The 15,766-nt window shown below is 59.1% G+C and carries 17 protein-coding genes; 5 read left to right on the top strand and 12 right to left on the bottom strand.

Translation table 11 applies throughout. The features are described from left to right. The 4 genes from T18_RS27380 to T18_RS00750 form a co-directional block, all read left to right on the top strand. Positions 1-768 (top strand): helicase-related protein (locus T18_RS27380; RefSeq protein WP_323455160.1); only part of this gene is annotated, 768 nt, incomplete at its 5' end. 12 nt (positions 769-780) lie between these two features. After that, positions 781-1,053, top strand: coding sequence for a hypothetical protein (locus T18_RS00760; protein ID WP_003515743.1), 273 nt, complete (start codon positions 781-783; stop codon positions 1,051-1,053). Between the two features lie 54 nt (positions 1,054-1,107). Next, positions 1,108-1,365 carry a type II toxin-antitoxin system Phd/YefM family antitoxin gene (locus T18_RS00755; RefSeq protein WP_003515745.1) on the top strand — a complete coding sequence of 86 codons (258 nt, stop codon included), beginning with the start codon at positions 1,108-1,110 and terminating at the stop codon, positions 1,363-1,365. Next, the gene (locus tag T18_RS00750; RefSeq protein ID WP_038491325.1) at positions 1,362-1,745 is read left to right on the top strand and encodes a type II toxin-antitoxin system VapC family toxin; all 384 of its coding nucleotides are present in this window, start codon (positions 1,362-1,364) and stop codon (positions 1,743-1,745) included. The genes T18_RS00755 and T18_RS00750 overlap by 4 nt, the downstream gene beginning before the upstream one ends. 3 nt (positions 1,746-1,748) lie before the next feature. Here the strand turns inward: T18_RS00750 and T18_RS00745 are convergent, their stop codons facing one another. The 10 genes from T18_RS00745 to pcsA all read right to left on the bottom strand — a co-directional run bounded on the left by T18_RS00745 (position 1,749) and on the right by pcsA (position 13,106). Continuing rightward, on the bottom strand, positions 1,749-2,417 hold the full coding sequence (locus T18_RS00745) for a DUF502 domain-containing protein (RefSeq protein ID WP_003515749.1): 669 nt from the start codon (positions 2,415-2,417) through the stop codon (positions 1,749-1,751). A gap of 13 nt (positions 2,418-2,430) precedes the next feature. Next, positions 2,431-2,934 carry a GNAT family N-acetyltransferase gene (locus tag T18_RS00740; RefSeq protein ID WP_038491328.1) on the bottom strand — a complete coding sequence of 168 codons (504 nt, stop codon included), beginning with the start codon at positions 2,932-2,934 and terminating at the stop codon, positions 2,431-2,433. Then, positions 2,931-4,757, bottom strand: coding sequence for a glutamine--fructose-6-phosphate transaminase (isomerizing) (glmS, locus tag T18_RS00735; RefSeq protein WP_003515753.1), 1,827 nt, complete (start codon positions 4,755-4,757; stop codon positions 2,931-2,933). Before glmS ends, T18_RS00740 begins: the two co-directional genes overlap by 4 nt. A gap of 204 nt (positions 4,758-4,961) precedes the next feature. After that, positions 4,962-6,323: a bifunctional UDP-N-acetylglucosamine diphosphorylase/glucosamine-1-phosphate N-acetyltransferase GlmU gene (gene glmU, locus T18_RS00730; RefSeq protein WP_003515755.1), complete on the bottom strand. Its 1,362-nt coding sequence runs from the start codon at positions 6,321-6,323 to the stop codon at positions 4,962-4,964. 206 nt (positions 6,324-6,529) lie between these two features. Continuing rightward, positions 6,530-7,267, bottom strand: coding sequence for a FadR/GntR family transcriptional regulator (locus tag T18_RS00725; protein ID WP_003515757.1), 738 nt, complete (start codon positions 7,265-7,267; stop codon positions 6,530-6,532). A 232-nt stretch (positions 7,268-7,499) separates the two neighbouring features. After that, positions 7,500-8,573, bottom strand: coding sequence for a BMP family ABC transporter substrate-binding protein (locus T18_RS00720; protein ID WP_003515759.1), 1,074 nt, complete (start codon positions 8,571-8,573; stop codon positions 7,500-7,502). A 37-nt stretch (positions 8,574-8,610) separates the two neighbouring features. Then, positions 8,611-9,531, bottom strand: coding sequence for an ABC transporter permease (locus tag T18_RS00715; RefSeq protein WP_019566110.1), 921 nt, complete (start codon positions 9,529-9,531; stop codon positions 8,611-8,613). Beyond that, a complete protein-coding gene (locus T18_RS00710; RefSeq protein ID WP_013636336.1) occupies positions 9,531-10,622 on the bottom strand; it encodes an ABC transporter permease in 1,092 nt (363 codons plus the stop codon). Before T18_RS00710 ends, T18_RS00715 begins: the two co-directional genes overlap by 1 nt. Continuing rightward, complete coding sequence (locus T18_RS00705) at positions 10,612-12,168, bottom strand: ABC transporter ATP-binding protein (protein ID WP_003515765.1); 1,557 nt, start codon at positions 12,166-12,168, stop codon at positions 10,612-10,614. The genes T18_RS00710 and T18_RS00705 overlap by 11 nt, the downstream gene beginning before the upstream one ends. A 212-nt stretch (positions 12,169-12,380) precedes the next feature. Further along, on the bottom strand, positions 12,381-13,106 hold the full coding sequence (gene pcsA / locus T18_RS00700) for a phosphatidylcholine synthase (protein WP_025593712.1): 726 nt from the start codon (positions 13,104-13,106) through the stop codon (positions 12,381-12,383). 209 nt (positions 13,107-13,315) lie between these two features. Between pcsA and T18_RS00695 the strand changes: the two genes are divergently transcribed. Next, positions 13,316-14,524 carry a UbiH/UbiF family hydroxylase gene (locus tag T18_RS00695; RefSeq protein WP_038491332.1) on the top strand — a complete coding sequence of 403 codons (1,209 nt, stop codon included), beginning with the start codon at positions 13,316-13,318 and terminating at the stop codon, positions 14,522-14,524. Here the strand turns inward: T18_RS00695 and T18_RS00690 are convergent. Both T18_RS00690 and T18_RS27375 read right to left on the bottom strand, forming a co-directional pair. Continuing rightward, a complete protein-coding gene (locus tag T18_RS00690; protein ID WP_038491335.1) occupies positions 14,508-15,446 on the bottom strand; it encodes an AEC family transporter in 939 nt (312 codons plus the stop codon). The genes T18_RS00695 and T18_RS00690 overlap by 17 nt on opposite strands. A 35-nt stretch (positions 15,447-15,481) precedes the next feature. Further along, the coding region (locus T18_RS27375; RefSeq protein ID WP_323455159.1) for a cytochrome c biogenesis protein CcdA at positions 15,482-15,766 on the bottom strand (285 nt) is incomplete at its 5' end.

Raw genomic sequence — 15,766 nt, 5'->3', positions numbered from 1 at the left:
TCGAAACTCACCGAAAAACCGGCCGGCCGAAAACCGATCCAGACCGTGACAATCCCCACAGAGCGCATCGGCGACATCGTCGAGCGGCTGCGCGCCGCGCTGAAGGAGGGCAAGAAGGCCTACTGGATCTGCCCGCTGGTGGAGGAGACGGAAGAGTCCGACCTGATGTCGGCGGAAGAACGACATGCGGTTCTCTCGCAGATGCTCGGTGCCAATATCGGTCTCATCCATGGGCGCATGAGCGGCCCTGAGAAGGACGCCGCCATGCTGGCTTTCAAGAACGGCGAAACCCGGCTGCTGGTTGCAACGACAGTGGTGGAAGTGGGTGTCGACGTTCCGGACGCCACGATCATGGTCATCGAACATGCCGAACGTTTCGGCCTGGCCCAGCTTCACCAGCTGCGTGGCCGGGTTGGACGCGGTGACGAGGCCTCCACCTGCATCCTGCTCTATAAGGGGCCGCTCAGCGAAAACGGCCGCGCCCGACTTTCCATCCTGCGCGACAGCGAGGACGGCTTCCTGATTGCCGAAGAGGATTTGAAGCTGCGCGGCGAAGGCGAACTCCTCGGCACCCGCCAGTCCGGAACCCCGGGCTTCCGCATCGCCAGCCTCGAAGCCCATGCCGATCTCCTGGAAATCGCCCGCAAGGACGCCGCCTATGTCATCGAGCGCGACCCCGAACTGACCGGCCCGCGCGGCGAAAGCCTGCGCACCCTGCTCTATCTGCACCGCCGCGACGAAGCTATCCGCTTCCTGCACGCCGGCTGAAAGTGAACCGCCATGAACATGATCGACCCACGCCGCCCACCGCCCGCCTTCAGAAAGGGCTACGCGCTCTGCTCGCCGCAAAACATCCTGCAACCCGACACCTTCGCCAAAAGCCAGAAGAAAGCGATCGGCAAGGCCTTCAAAAAGCCCGGCCGCAAGAAGGCATGGACCGAGGCACTGGAACAGGGCTGGAGCGTGCGGCTGGTCTACATGCGGCTTTTCGTCCCCGTGTTCCATGCGACCACGACGGGAACAGAGGTGGATGATCTCGATGACGAGGATTGATTTGGTCCATTCAATAGACTAATCTAAAGCGAGATTTAACGCTTAAGGTTAGCCATGCAGATATCCGTAACTGATGCAAAAGGCCAACTGACAGAATTGGTACGACGCGCCGAGGCCGGGGACGAAATCATTCTCACCCGGCATGGTCATGCAGCAGTGCGGCTGGTTCCAGTGGTTGTTGTGGCGGATAAAAAATCCCGCAGGGCCGTGCTTGATAAAGTGCGCGCGGCCGTCGCGACCAAGAGCGACGATGGTCCGGATGCCGCGCATAGTCAGGATTTCCTTTATGACGAGCACGGCCTTCCAAAATGATGGTCATCGATACATCTGCTCTGCTTGCAATCCTGCTTGATGAACCCACAGCAGATGCATGTGCCATGGCTCTCGATACGGATGAACCATTGCTGATATCCGCCGGTACGCTTGCCGAAGCTGTGATCGTAGCGCAAAGACGTGGCCGCAGCCGGGAACTCGAGATGCTGATCGAAGGGCTGAGCGTCGAAATCAAGCCCGTTACTGCTAAATCAACCCGTGGCATTTCGGAAGCCTATCGCATCTGGGGAAAGGGTATCCACCCCGCCGGGCTGAATTTCGGAGACTGCTTTGCCTATGAGCTGGCAAAAACTGAAGGCTGCCCTTTGCTTTATGTCGGCAACGACTTTTCGCAAACAGATATCAGCGGCCTCCTGTAACGCTCAAACCGGCGCAATCATTTTCGGCGGCGTGAAATCCGGAGCCACAAGGCCACCTGATATTAGCAGTTTCGCCGCGTCTTCCGGTGTCATGTCCAGCATCACGATCTTGTCCTTCGGCACGAACAGCAGGAAACCCGCCGTCGGCACCGGAGTCGGTGGCAGGAAGACGGCAACCATCTCCTGGCCCATCTCGTTGAAGCGATGGGCAAGCTCTCCCTTGACCTCCGAGGATACGAATACCATCGCCCAGGTGCCGGGTGACGGAAACTCGATCAGGCCGACCTTCTTGAAAGAGTTCGAATGCTCTTTCAGGACGGATTCGAACAGCTGCTTGATGCTCTTGTAGATCGGCCGCACCAAAGGCATGCGGTTGAGAACGGATTCGCCGACGCCGACAATCCATTTGCCAATGAGGTTGTTGCCGAGAAAGCCGATGAGTGTGATGCCGATGACGGCGATCAGCAGGCCGAAGCCGGGGATCGCCACATCGAAATATTGCTCGGGATCGTAACGGGCGGGAATATAGGGCTTAACCCAGCTATCCGCCCATTGCAGGAAGCTCCATACCAGCCACATGGTGATGGTGACAGGCGCAAGGATGAGGACGCCCGTGAGGAAGCTGTTGCGCAGACGGGCTGCGAATGAAATTTTGACTGGAATATCGGTCATTTACCGTTCGGAATTAAGCGTTGTCGCTATCGAAACCCGGATGAAAACCGACAATGCCGGATGGAGTTCCGCCATGCAAGCGAAGAACTGTGAAATATTCGTCAGGAATCCCCTTGCCGCTCAGGCCCTCAACATGGCGAAAACCGAAGCGGCCGTAATAGTCCGGATCGCCAGCGACAACTGCGCCAGAAGCACTCAGACGGTCCAGCGCGGCAAGCCCTTCCCGAACCAGCCCTGAGCCGACACCCTGCCTTTGCCGGTCCGGCGCCATCGATAAGGGCGCAAGACAGAACCAGCCGGTCTCGCCGCCCGACAGTGTTACCGGTGAAAAACCGATATGGCCGATGATGCCTTGGCTGTCCTCGGCAACCAGAGAAACAGTCAGCGCACCGGCCTTGCGAAGCCGTTCAATGATCACATGTTCCGTCTTGTCGCTGTAGTCGACGTTACGGAAGGCGTCTTCCGTTACGCGAGCAATCGCCTCTTCATCACCTTGCCGCTCCGGCCGGATGATCATTCCACCGTCACCGATTTCGCCAGATTGCGTGGCTGGTCCACATCCGTGCCCATGAAGACGGCGGTGTGATAGGCCAGCAGCTGGATCGGCAGCGAGAAGACCATCGGCGCGATCAGCTCGTCGACATTGGGCAGCGTGATCGTCGCCATGGTGTCGAGCTTGGACGCAGCGGCGCCCTTCTCGTCGGTGATGAAGATGATGCGGCCGCCGCGCGCGGCCACTTCCTGCATGTTCGAAACGGTCTTTTCAAAGAAGCGGTCATGCGGCGCAATGACGATGACAGGCATGTTCTCGTCGATCAGTGCGATTGGCCCATGCTTCAGCTCGCCGGCTGCATATCCTTCGGCGTGGATATAGGAAATTTCCTTGAGCTTCAGTGCGCCTTCCAGCGCCAGCGGGAAGCTGGTGCCGCGGCCGAGATAAAGTACATCCTTGAAGCGCGACAGATCGCGCGACAGCGCCTCGATCTGCGGCTGGATGAGGTTCAGCACCTTGCTCATGATGCGCGGCATCTCGATAAGCTGCTGCACCAGCTCCTTTTCCTCGCCCGGCTTAAGCGTACCGCGCGCCTTGCCCGCGGCAACCGCGAGCGAAGCGAGCACGGCAAGCTGGCAGGTGAAGGCCTTGGTGGAGGCCACGCCGATTTCCGGGCCGGCGAGGATCGGAAAGATCGCATCCGATTCGCGCGCCATGGTCGATTCACGTGTATTGACCACTGCGCCGATCTTCAGTCCCTCTTGCTGGCAGTAACGCAAGGCCGCCAGCGTATCGGCGGTTTCGCCCGATTGCGAAATGAACAGCGCGGCCTGCGTGGGAACGAGCGGGATCTCGCGGTAACGGAATTCCGATGCGACATCGATTTCCACCGGCAGGCGCGCGTAACGTTCGAACCAGTATTTGCCGATGAGGCCGGAAAGATAGGCCGTGCCGCAGGCGGAAATGGCAAGGCCGGAAAGCCTGGCGAAATCGATTGCCTTATCGGCATCCTTCACGGTTTTGGAGGCGAAATCCACATAGTGGCTTAGCGCATGGGAAATGACTTCCGGCTGCTCGTAGATTTCCTTTTCCATGAAATGGCGGTGGTTGCCCTTGTCGACCACGAAAGCCGTCGCCTGCGAAATCTGGCGCTCGCGTTTCACCGGCTTGCCGGAGAAATCGATGATTTCCGCACCGTCACGGGTCACGATGGCGCAGTCGCCATCTACCAGATAGGTGATCTCATTGGTGAAAGGCGAAAGCGCGATCGCGTCGGACCCCAGAAACATCTCGCCCCTGCCGTAACCGACGGCAAGCGGCGGGCCGGAGCGCGCCGAAAGCAGCGTATTGGGATCGTCCTGAAACATCACCACCAACGCATAGGCACCGGTCACGTGGTTCAGCATCTTCAGCATCGCCTCGCGATGGCCAAGCCCTTCGCGGGTGTATTTTGCCAGAAGCTGCGCCACCACTTCGGTGTCGGTCTGGGTGGTGAAGGTTGCACCCTCGGCGCTCAGTTCCTCGCGCAATTCGGAGAAGTTTTCGATGATGCCGTTATGAACGACGGCAACGCCTTCGACGAAATGCGGGTGGGCGTTGGTTTCGTTCGGCACGCCGTGCGTCGCCCAGCGCGTATGCGCGATGCCGACGACACCTGGCAGCGGCTTTTCAGAGACCAGCTTTTCCAGATTGAACAGCTTGCCTTCCGCCCGGCGACGGTCCATCGCGCCATTGTCGATGGTGGCGACACCCGCCGAATCGTAACCGCGATATTCGAGGCGCTTCAGCGCATCGACAAGCCGTTCAGCAACGGGCTGCGTTCCGACAATTCCGACAATTCCGCACATATATTTCTCCAGACGGCGATCTCTTCACCGAAACTTCCAGAGTATTTCCGCCTTTCCCTGAAATGCGAAAATACACCACCTTTTTGTTCTGATGCATTTCCGGACGTAAAACCGCTGCGCACCTTTACTGGAAATGCTTTAACCGTTTCTCTGAAATCGGCAATTATCCCGCCGGTCACTTTCAGTATCGCTCGGTAACGTCATCTAAGAGGATTTTTTCTTCGCTTCCTTCAGCGCTTTCGCCCGCTCGCGCAACGCGACCGCCCTGCCCGGTTTCACCTCCTGGCGCGCGCGCCCGAAAGCCAGCGCATCGGCAGGCACGTCATCGGTAATCACGCTGCCGGAGGCGATATAGGCCCGCTCTCCAATGGAGACGGGAGCAACCAGCGACGAATTCGAGCCGATGAAGCTGTTGGCTCCGATCCGCGTTTCGGACTTGTTGTAACCGTCATAATTGCAGGTGATGGCACCCGCGCCGATATTGCTGCCTGCACCCACGAAAGCATCGCCGATATAGGTCAAATGGTTGACCTTTGCGCCCTCGCCGATCTCGGCCTTCTTGACCTCACAGAAATTGCCGACCTTGGCATTGGCATGCAGGTTTGCACCCGGACGCAACCGCGCAAAGGGACCGACAACCGCACCCTCGGCCAGATAGGCCCCTTCCAGATGCGAAAATGCATGAATGATCGCACCCGGCTCGATCGTCACGCCGGGACCGAAAACGACGTTGGGCTCGATTAGGACATCCTGACCGATCTTCGTATCGAAGGAAAGGAATACTGTCTCAGGCGCGATCATCGAAACGCCGTCGACCATCAATTCGTGACGGCGGCGCTCCTGCCAGAGCCTCTCAATGAAGGCGAGTTCGGCGCGGTTGTTGCAGCCGGTCAATTCCTTTTCCGGCGCATCGATGGCGATGGCGCGGCGGCCGAGAGAACGGGCGATCTCGACGATGTCAGTCAGATAATATTCGCCCTTCACATTGCTGTTGCCAATCCGATCCAGCAGATCCAGCGCATTGCGGCCGTTGATGGCCATCAATCCGCTGTTGCACCAGGTGACCTTGCGTTCCTCGTCGGTGGCATCCTTTTCCTCGCGGATCGCGACCAGCTCGCCATTCTCGACCAGAAGCCGCCCGTAACCCGTGGGACGGTCGGTATGGAAGCCGATAACGGCGACATCGGCACCGTCGGCAATCGCCTCGCGCGCCCTGTCGAGCGTGGCTGAGGTGATGAGCGGCACATCGCCATAAGCGACGATGACATCGTCAAAACCGCGTTCGATCGCCTCGCGTGCGGCAAGAACCGCATGACCGGTGCCCTTGCGTTCCTTTTGCAGGAAAGCCTCGACCTGCAGGCCCTTGAGACTTGCCGCAGCAGCGACATTGTCGGCATCGCGCCCGACCACCAGCGCCACCGCGCCGACGCCCGCTCCAGCAACAGCCTCCACCACATGCCCGATCATCGGACGTCCAGCGACCGGATGAAGCACCTTGGACTTCGAAGACTTCATGCGCGTGCTGTCGCCCGCTGCGAGAATAACGGCTAGAGAGCTGCGCTCCATAAGACCTCCAACACCCCGTCACCGGCCACAGGCGGCCCGGACAGGGGCAATGTTTGACTTTACGCCGGCCGGCACTGCGGACGGGCGTATGGGTGATTTCTTTCCGGCACTGCTATAACGGCGCCCCACTTAAGAAACCATGCAAATCTCCACCAAATTTCCACGCCGATTTTCATCAAACGTGATCAGCGGCAGGCTGGCATGATCTATGGGCGGGAGTTACGGGCCGTGAATTCGAGTATCTGCTGACGGCCGTTTTCAATCAGCCTTTCCATCTCGCGCCGGGCTGCCCCCTCATCGCGCAGGCGAAACGCTTCGACGAGTCGCAGGTGAGAGGCAGACACGTCGGAAATCTCGTTGGGATCGGCTTCCGGGTTGCTCATCCGGAAAATGCCCGCCAGCGCCGCCTTTATCAGCGAACCGACGGTGCGCATGAACGGGTTGCCGGACATTTCGGTGATGAGAACGTGGAAATTCATATCCGCAAGCGCGCGCTTTTCCTTGGAATAAGCCGTGTTGCCCATCTCGTTGGCGTAAGCGACAAGCCTTGCGATATCGGCGTCTTTTGCCCTGGCGGCAGCAAGACCCGCGCCATAGGGTTCGAACGCCTGGCGGATATCGTAGAGATGCAGCAGGAATTCCTCGCTGACACCAGCCTCGAAGTGCCAGAGCAGCACCTCGCTGTCGAACATGTTCCAGCTTTCGCGCTCCGTCACACGGGTACCGATGCGCGCCTTGGGGGAGATCATGCCCTTGGCGGTGAGCGTCTTCATCGCCTCGCGAAGCACCGTTCGAGAGACTTTCAGCCGCTCCATCAGCTCGGCATCGCCCGGCAGGATGTCACCCGTCTTGAAAACTCCGGACACGATATCGAGACCGAGCTTGTGAACGACCTGAGCATGATTTGTCCGCAACTTTCGAAAACCGATCGCCGCATCGAGCATTCCGCGCTGCAAATTCCATGTCCTTCCGTTCGGTTGAAGATGTAAAAATCGCGCCTGACTTGTGTAATCCAGGAAAGCAGCCCGATTTTCAACGCAGAATACAGTGAAAAACATCAACGCGCGTGAAAAGCAAAGCCAAACTTCGTTCGAACAATAAAACACATCAAAATAACAAAGACCGCGCATGAATTGCATGCGCGGTCCCGTTAGCAGCTAGTACCTGCGTGTCATATTATTGCGGCAACTTGTCGTCCACGCCGGCAACGTAGAAGTTGAGGCCGAGCAGAACGCCGTCTTCAGCCTTCTCACCCGCCTTCAGCCATTCCGAACCGTCCTGCTTCTTCACCGGACCGGTAAAGGGGTGCAACTCGCCCGACTTGATCTTGGCTTCGGTTTCCTCAGCCATCTTCTTCACGTCATCAGGCATGTTGGTGTAAGGCGCCATCGTCAGGATGCCGTCCTTCAGGCCGTCCCAGATGGATTCGGACTTCCACGTGCCGTCAAGCAGGGCCTGCGTGCGCTTGATGTAATAAGCGCCCCAGGTGTCCTTGATCGCGGTCAGCTGTGTCTCCGGACCGGCCTTGATCATATCGGAAGCCTGACCGAAGGCCTTGATGCCGCGCTCGGCTGCAACCTGCATCGGAGCCGTCGTATCGGTGTGCTGCGTCAGGATATCGACGCCCTGGTCGATAAGCGCCTTGGCGGCATCGGCTTCCTTGCCGGGGTCAAACCAGGTGTTGGCCCAGACAACCTTGACCTTGAACTCAGGATTGACGGACTGCGCGCCAAGAACGAAAGCGTCGATGCCCATCACCACTTCCGGGATCGGGAAGGAAGCGATGTAGCCGGCAACACCCTTCTTCGACATCTTTGCGGCGATCTGGCCCTGAATGTAGCGGCCTTCATAGAAACGCGAATTGTAGGTCGCGACGTTTTCGGCGGTCTTGAAGCCGGTGGCGTGCTCGAACTTCACCTTGGGGAACTTCTGGGCAACCTTAACGGTCGCATCCATAAAGCCGAAGGAAGTGGTGAAGACCAGCTCACAGCCGGAACGTGCCATGCGCTCGATGGCGCGTTCGGCATCCGGGCCTTCCGGAACGCTTTCGAGGAACGGCGTTTCGATCTTGTCGCCGAAATGCTTCTGCAGCTCTTCGCGACCGATTTCGTGCGCCTGCGTCCAGCCGCCATCGGTGCGGCTGCCGACATAGATGAAGCAGACCTTCTTTGCGTCGGCGGCCTCAGCCGAAGAAACGACGCCTCCAAGAGCCGCTATGGAAGCAGCAAGTGCGATGACCAGTTTTTTCATTTTTACCCCTGTTTGGTTTGGAGACTGGAAGTTTTTCTCACCGGTCCGGCACGAAGGATTTGCCCAGTGATGCCGGCGTGTTGATCAAGGTCGTGCGGCGATTATGCGAGATGATGACCAGCACGACAATAGTTGCGATATAGGGCAGCGCCGAAAGCAGTTGCGACGGCACGCCAATGCCGAATGCCTGGGCGTGCAACTGCCCGATGGTGACAGCGCCGAACAGATAACCGCCCGCGAGCACCCGCCATGGACGCCAGGACGCGAAGACGACGAGCGCCAATGCGATCCAGCCACGCCCGGCCGACATGTTTTCCACCCATTGCGGCGTATAGACCAGCGAAAGCTGCGCGCCGGCAAGCCCCGCGCACGCACCGCCGAACATGACAGCCAGATAGCGTGTGCGGATGACGTTGATGCCAAGCGCATGGGCAGAACCGTGATTGTCGCCGATGGCGCGGATCTTGAGACCCGTGCGGCTCTTGAACAGAAACCAGCTTATGCCGGCAACGAGCGCGATGGACATGTAGAAGATCAGGTCTTGCCGGAACAGCAAGGGGCCGATGAAGGGTATCTCCGACAGCACCGGAAAGACGATGGGCTGCAGCTTGACGCCCGGCAGGCCAACGAAGCTTTCGCCCAGCATGCCGGAAACGCCAAGACCGAGAATGGTCAGCGCAAGGCCGGTCGCCACCTGGTTAGTAACGAGCGTCAGCGTCAGGAAACCGAAGAGCAGCGAGAAAACCGCGCCCGACGCGATACCGGCCAGAATGCCGAGATAGGGCGAACCGGTCATATGCGCGGCAGCGAAAGCGCAGACCGCACCCATGATCATCATGCCCTCGACGCCGAGATTGAGGACGCCGGAGCGTTCCGCCACCAGCTCGCCCGAGGCGGCAAGGACGAGCGGTGTGGCGGCAGTGATGACCGTGAGAAGGATGGCCTGAAGCATATCCATCATGCCGCTCCTTGGCTGTTATGCGCCTTGCCGGTGAAGACGACCCTGATGCGGTAGAAGATCAACGTATCGCAGGAGAGTACGAAGAACAGCATCAGCCCCTGAAACACACGCGTCACCTTGTCAGACACACCGATGGAAAGCTGCGCCGCCTCACCACCCAGATAGGTCAGTGCAAGCACCAGCCCGGAGAGGATGATACCGAGCGGATTGAGGCGGCCGAGAAAGGCGACGATGATGGCGGTGAAGCCGTAACCCGGAGAAATGCTGGGTTGAAGATGGCCGATGGAGCCGGAGGCTTCCGAAATGCCCGCAAGCCCGGCAAGCGCGCCGGAAAGCAGCATCGAAAACCAGACCATGCGGCTCGATGAGAAACCGGCAAAACGCCCCGCCCGCGCCGATTGGCCAAGAACCGTGACCTCGAAGCCTTTCAGCATGTAACGCATCATGAACCACAGCGCGATGGCCGCCACGATGGCAAACACGAAACCCCAATGCGCCCGGCCCGATGCCAGCATTTCCGGCAGCACTGCGCTCTCGTTGAAGGGTTTCGTCTGCGGGAAGTTATAGCCGCCCGGATCGCGCCAGATGCCGCGCGTCAGCCAGTCGAGAAAAAGCTGCGCGACATAGACCAGCATCAGGCTGACGAGGATTTCGTTGGTGTTGAACTTCGTCTTCAACAGCGCCGGAATACCAGCATAGAGTGCGCCACCGATGGCGCCCATAACCAGCATCAACGGCAGGATGAGTGGCGAATGCCAGTCCGGATAAAGCACCGGCAGGATGGAACCGGTGATCGCGCCAATGGTGAATTGTCCTTCCGCGCCGATGTTCCAGTTGTTGGAGCGATAACAGATAGAGAGGCCAACCGCGATCAGGATCAGCGGTGCGGCCTTGATCGCCAGCTCATGCAGCGACCAGACCTCCAGCAGTGGCTCGATGAAAAAGGCGTAAAGCGCATCGAGCGGATTTTTACCGAGTATGGCGAACATGATGGCGCCGACGAGCAGCGTCAGCACCAGTGCCAGAAGCGGCGAGAGAAGGGTAAATAGCTTCGAGATCCCTGCCCGTTTTTCAAGCTCAATGCGCATGCTGGGCGGCTCCTGACTGTGTGTGGACGCCGCCCATCAGCAGGCCGATCTTTTCAAGCGTCATGTCTTCCACCGGATAGGCCTGCGAAAGCTGCCCATCGGAAATGACCGCGATATTGGTGGCGACCTCGAAGATTTCATCGAGGTCCTGGCTGATGACGATGACGGCCGAGCCGGCTTTTGCGAGATCGACCAGCGCCTGCCGGATACGGCTCGCCGCCCCCGCATCCACACCCCATGTCGGCTGGTTGACAACAAGTACGGCCGGTTGACGATCGAGTTCGCGCCCCACGATGAATTTTTGCAGATTGCCACCCGACAGCGATCCCGCCAGCGGATCTGCCCCGCTTTTGCGCACATCCATGGTTTCCGATATGCGCCGCGCCGCCGCCTTGATAGCTGAGCCCCTGACGATGCGCAGAAAACCGCCCGTCAGAAAGGCCTTGCGGTCGGAGCGCGCCCGCGCCAGCAGAAGATTGTCGGAAAGGCTCATGCCGGGAACGGCGGCATGGCCGTGGCGCTCCTCGGGTACGAAACCGGCGCCCATCAGCCGTCGGCCATTGATGCCGATGCGACCGACCGGCTTGCCGCGGAGATGGATCGCATCATTATTATAGACGGGATATTCGCCGGAGAGTGCATCGAACAACTCGCCCTGCCCGTTTCCGGCAACCCCGGCAATCGCCAGCACTTCGCCGGCGCGCACAGTCATGGAAACCGCTTTCAACGCCACGGCAAAGGGCGTGCGTGGCGCAACGGAAAGCCCCATGACTTCGATCTGCGGTTGACCGAGGGCATCGCCCGTCGGTCGCGAAACGCTTGCGACATCGCTGCCCACCATCATGCGCGCCAGAGATGCCGGTGTTTCCTTGCGCGGATCGCAGGCGCCCGTAACCTTGCCATGGCGCAGAACGGTTGCGCGGTCGCAGATACGCTGCACCTCTTCCAGCCGGTGGCTGATATAAAGCACCGAACGGCCTTCGGCCTTCAGCTTCGCCAGCGTCTCGAACAGCTTGTCCGCCTCCTGCGGCGTCAAAACCGAAGTCGGCTCGTCGAGAATGATAAGGCGCGGGTTCTGCAACAGGGCGCGCACGATCTCGATACGCTGGCGCTCGCCAACCGAAAGATCGGCCACATGCGCATTGGGATCGAGCGGCAGGCCATAGGCGCGCGAAAGCTGTTCCGCTTCCTTGGCGATTTCCTTCAATGAAATTTTCGGGTCCAGCGACAGGGCGATGTTTTCAGCAACCGTCAACGCCTCAAACAGGGAGAAATGCTGGAACACCATGCCGATGCCGAGCCTGCGGGCCTCGCTTGGCGAACCTATGGAAACCGGCTGACCCTGCCAGACGATATCACCCTCGCTCGGCGAGAGCACGCCGAACAGCATCTTGACGAGCGTGGACTTGCCCGCGCCGTTTTCACCCAGAAGCGCGTGGATTTCGCCCGGCGCTATATCGAGGTCAATGCCGTTGCATGCGGCGAAATTGCCGAACAGCTTGGTCAGCTTGCGAACGGACAGGAGAGGCACGGCCTCCGGCGCCATAGTTCCAGTCACGAATTCCCTCTCTACACCGGCTACCCATGCTTTCTTCGAAGCATTTCAGCAACCGTGGTCATTGTTCCCAATCAGGCTACAACACGTATGCAATGTTGCGCGATCATGATTTATTGATAACTGTTTTGCTGCTGCGCACAACTGAAAAAGACGTTGCTTAAATGCAATTTGCACAAGCAATAAACGGCTTTACGCTTTTCTTATTTCGCGCCGAGCGCGGGGAAAAACTGCAATATTCCGCCGATGCAATAGAGATAAAGCCCGCTCGCTACAAAGCCGATCACCGCCCAGGTCGGCGTTTCGAAATGCATCAGCAACGCATAACCGCCAAGCGCACACCAGACGAACACGATTGCCAGATTAAGCGGCCGCAATCGCTTCACGCGCACCGGATGCAGGAAATTGATCGGCAGGAATGTCAGGAACACCGAAACGGTAACAACAGTCATGGCTGTTGTGGCGCTGGCATCCATGACGAACAGCGTGAACACCACCATGTTCCACACCACCGGAAAGCCGGAGAAGAAATATTCGTCCGTCTTCATGCCCATGTCGGCGTAATAGATGGCGCTCGACACCACGATCATGCCAGCCGCAACGAAGGACAGCGGTTCGCCGATCATGCCGCTCTGGTAAAGCGCAAAGGCGGGCAAGAGCACATAGGTGACATAGTCGATGATATTGTCGAGCGTATCGCCGGACCAGTTGGGCAGAACTTCCTTCACCCGAACCTTGCGGGCGATGGGCCCGTCAATGCCATCCACCAGCAGCGCAAGCCCCAGCCACCAGAACATGTCGACAAAGCGGTGTTCGGAAGCGGCGACGACGCCAAGAAAAGCTAGAAACGACCCGGATGCCGTCAAAATATGAACGGAAAAGGCGCGGATTTCCGCGTAGGGAACACGCTTGTAGTTGAAAATTTTCATGGTCAGCGTCTGCGCCCCGCTTTTCATCCGCCCTGTTCATTCCGGTATGCGGCCATTCACCACGCTTTGCAACCGGCTGATCTGGCTTATCCTAGGACTAATATAGCGGTACAACCAACGAATGTTTACGCCGGGATGTTCCGGGGTCAAAGTGGATTTACCCGCGCAAAGCCTTTATGATGCCTTGGAAATAACAACGGATCAGGACCATGAGACACTTCGATATCGCCATTACAGGTGCGGGACTTGCGGGCCAGATTGCGGCCATAGCTCTTGCGCGGGCGGGCCGCCACGTGGCGCTTGTTGCGCCCCCCAGCGAAAAGAAGGACCGGCGCACCACGGCGCTGATGGACCAGTCGATCCGCTTCATGGACCGCCTTGGCCTCTGGTCGCGCATAGCCCCTGCCGCAGCCCGTCTTTCCACCATGCAGATCATTGACGGCACCGACCGCCTGCTGCGCGCGCCCACCGTGCAGTTCCGCTCCTCTGAAATCGGGCTGGATGCATTCGGCTGGAATATTCCCAATGAGGCGCTGCTTGGCGTGCTTAGCGAAGCGGTCGAACAGGAACACAATATTACCCGCTTCGAAACCACCGCCGATACGATTGATATCGGCAACGACCGTGTATCGGTAACACTTGGCGATGGTGAAGCGCTCTCCGCAGATTTTCTGATCGGCGCGGATGGCAGGAAGTCGATGGTGCGGGATGCAGCCGCGATCGGCGTCAAATCCTGGTCCTATCCGCAGACGGCCATCGTTTTGAACTTCAGCCATAGCCGGCCGCACGGAAATGTCTCGACAGAATTCCATACGCCCACGGGACCTTTCACGCAGGTTCCCCTGCCCGGCGACCGCTCCAGCCTCGTCTGGGTTGTCACTCCAGCGCAAGCGGAAGAGCTGACGGCACTGCCGCTTGACGCGCTCAGCCTCAGGGTGGAGGAGCGCATGCAATCCATGCTCGGCGCCGTTACCGTGGAGAACAGCGTGCAGGCATGGCCGCTGTCTTCCATGACCGCGCATCGCTTCGGCAAGGGCCGCGTCGCCCTGATCGGCGAGGCTGCACATGGTTTCCCGCCCATCGGCGCACAGGGTCTGAACCTCAGCCTGCGCGACATCATCGCCCTCACCGAACTGCTCGGCGCCGTCTCCGACCGCCCGATTGCGGCGGATGCCGGCAGCAGCTTCGACCGCAAGCGGCGGGCGGATGTCTACACCCGCACCCTCAGCGTCGATCTCCTCAACCGGTCGCTGCTTTCCGATCTACTGCCGGTGCAGATGGCGCGTGCGGCTGGTCTGCATGTGCTATCCGGCATCGGCACGCTCAGAAGCATGGTCATGCGCGAAGGCATCGAGCCGGGGCGCGGGCTGAAGGCCCTGCCCTCGCTGCTGTTCGGCAGCTTTAAAAAGGCTGGATGAAATAAACCACGCCCGTCAGCGTGAAGACCGAAAGCACCGTCGAGATCAGGATCGTCGCCGACGCCCTCTCCTGCCAGACGTGATATTGCTGACCGATGACGAAGACATTTGTCGCGGTCGGCAAGCCCGCAAGCAGCACGGCGGAATAGATCCATACCGGTTCGAACCGCCCGAGCGACGAGAGCACGAGATAAGCGGCGAGCGGATGCAGGATAAGCTTTGCCGGTACGATATAGCTGATTTCGACCGGCACCCGCTTCATTGGCCGCAGCGCCAGCGTGACACCCATGGCAAACAGAGCGCATGGTGCTGCCGATTGCGCCAGATAATCCACCAGCCGCTGCACCGCCTCCGGCGGCTGCCATGACAGCGAAGCGGCCAGAAAACCGGCGATTACCGACACGATGAACGGGTGAGTAATGACCTTGCGCGCCACATCCAGCGCAAGCATTGCTACAGAGCGCTTGTCACCGCCCGCAACCGCCATCATCGCCGGTGCGACGATGAAATGGGCGGCGTTTTCGAGACAGACAATCAGCGCGACGGGAACTGCCGCTTTTTCACCGAGCGCCAGAAGCGCAAGCCCCGGACCCATATAGCCAATATTGCCGTAGCTTGCCGCGAAACTCTGGATCGTCGTTTCGGCGAGATTGTTCTTTCTCACGAACCGGCCGATCAGGAACACAGCCAAGAAAATGCCGTAGGTGCAGGCAAGACTGGCGGCAACGAAATCCATGCGCGTCAGTTCTTCCACCGGCGTTTTCGACACGAGCTTGAAAAACAGCGCCGGAAGCGCCGCATAGATGATGAAGGTGTTCAGCCAGCCCATCGCCTCGACCGGCTGTTTCGTTATGCGCGCCGCGCCGTAGCCGATGAAGATCAGGCCGAAAAACGGCAAAAGCAATCCGACGATATCGGCCACAGTCTTTCCCCCGCATATGAAATACGCGGGGAGGCTTAGCCGATTTTCATCAGGATCGGAAAGGTCTCCTGGAACCAGATCGCCACATTGGTGATGAAACCGGTCATGAAAGCGAGGCCGGTGAGCACCAGCAACACACCCATCAGCTTTTCCACAAGACCGAGATGGCGGCGGAAACGGACGAGGAAACGCATGAAGGAACCGGAAAAGGCTGCAGCAATCCAGAATGGCACCGCAAGGCCAAGCGAATAGACCGCAAGCAGCATTGCGCCATCTCCAACCGTGTCACGCGAGGCGGCAACGCCGAGGATCGCGCCGAG

The organism is Rhizobium sp. TBD182 (genome assembly GCF_001950375.1).
Taxonomy (GTDB): domain Bacteria; phylum Pseudomonadota; class Alphaproteobacteria; order Rhizobiales; family Rhizobiaceae; genus Agrobacterium; species Agrobacterium tumefaciens.
The sequence above is the reverse complement of the archived record's forward strand: the minus strand, read 5'-3'. Positions and strand labels throughout refer to the sequence as shown.

Bases quoted from the DNA above. Each gene is read 5' to 3' on its own strand.
- T18_RS00720 (WP_003515759.1), bottom strand. From the start codon at position 8,573: ATGAAAAAACTGGTCATCGCACTTGCTGCTTCCATAGCGGCTCTTGGA.
- T18_RS00760 (WP_003515743.1), top strand. From the start codon at position 781: ATGAACATGATCGACCCACGCCGCCCACCGCCCGCCTTCAGAAAGGGC.
- pcsA (WP_025593712.1), bottom strand. From the start codon at position 13,106: ATGAAAATTTTCAACTACAAGCGTGTTCCCTACGCGGAAATCCGCGCC.
- glmS (WP_003515753.1), bottom strand. From the start codon at position 4,757: ATGTGCGGAATTGTCGGAATTGTCGGAACGCAGCCCGTTGCTGAACGG.
- T18_RS00740 (WP_038491328.1), bottom strand. From the start codon at position 2,934: ATGATCATCCGGCCGGAGCGGCAAGGTGATGAAGAGGCGATTGCTCGC.
- glmU (WP_003515755.1), bottom strand. From the start codon at position 6,323: ATGGAGCGCAGCTCTCTAGCCGTTATTCTCGCAGCGGGCGACAGCACG.
- T18_RS00715 (WP_019566110.1), bottom strand. From the start codon at position 9,531: ATGGATATGCTTCAGGCCATCCTTCTCACGGTCATCACTGCCGCCACA.
- T18_RS00695 (WP_038491332.1), top strand. From the start codon at position 13,316: ATGAGACACTTCGATATCGCCATTACAGGTGCGGGACTTGCGGGCCAG.
- T18_RS00710 (WP_013636336.1), bottom strand. From the start codon at position 10,622: ATGCGCATTGAGCTTGAAAAACGGGCAGGGATCTCGAAGCTATTTACC.
- T18_RS00755 (WP_003515745.1), top strand. From the start codon at position 1,108: ATGCAGATATCCGTAACTGATGCAAAAGGCCAACTGACAGAATTGGTA.
- T18_RS00750 (WP_038491325.1), top strand. From the start codon at position 1,362: ATGATGGTCATCGATACATCTGCTCTGCTTGCAATCCTGCTTGATGAA.
- T18_RS00725 (WP_003515757.1), bottom strand. From the start codon at position 7,267: ATGCTCGATGCGGCGATCGGTTTTCGAAAGTTGCGGACAAATCATGCT.
- T18_RS00745 (WP_003515749.1), bottom strand. From the start codon at position 2,417: ATGACCGATATTCCAGTCAAAATTTCATTCGCAGCCCGTCTGCGCAAC.
- T18_RS00705 (WP_003515765.1), bottom strand. From the start codon at position 12,168: ATGGCGCCGGAGGCCGTGCCTCTCCTGTCCGTTCGCAAGCTGACCAAG.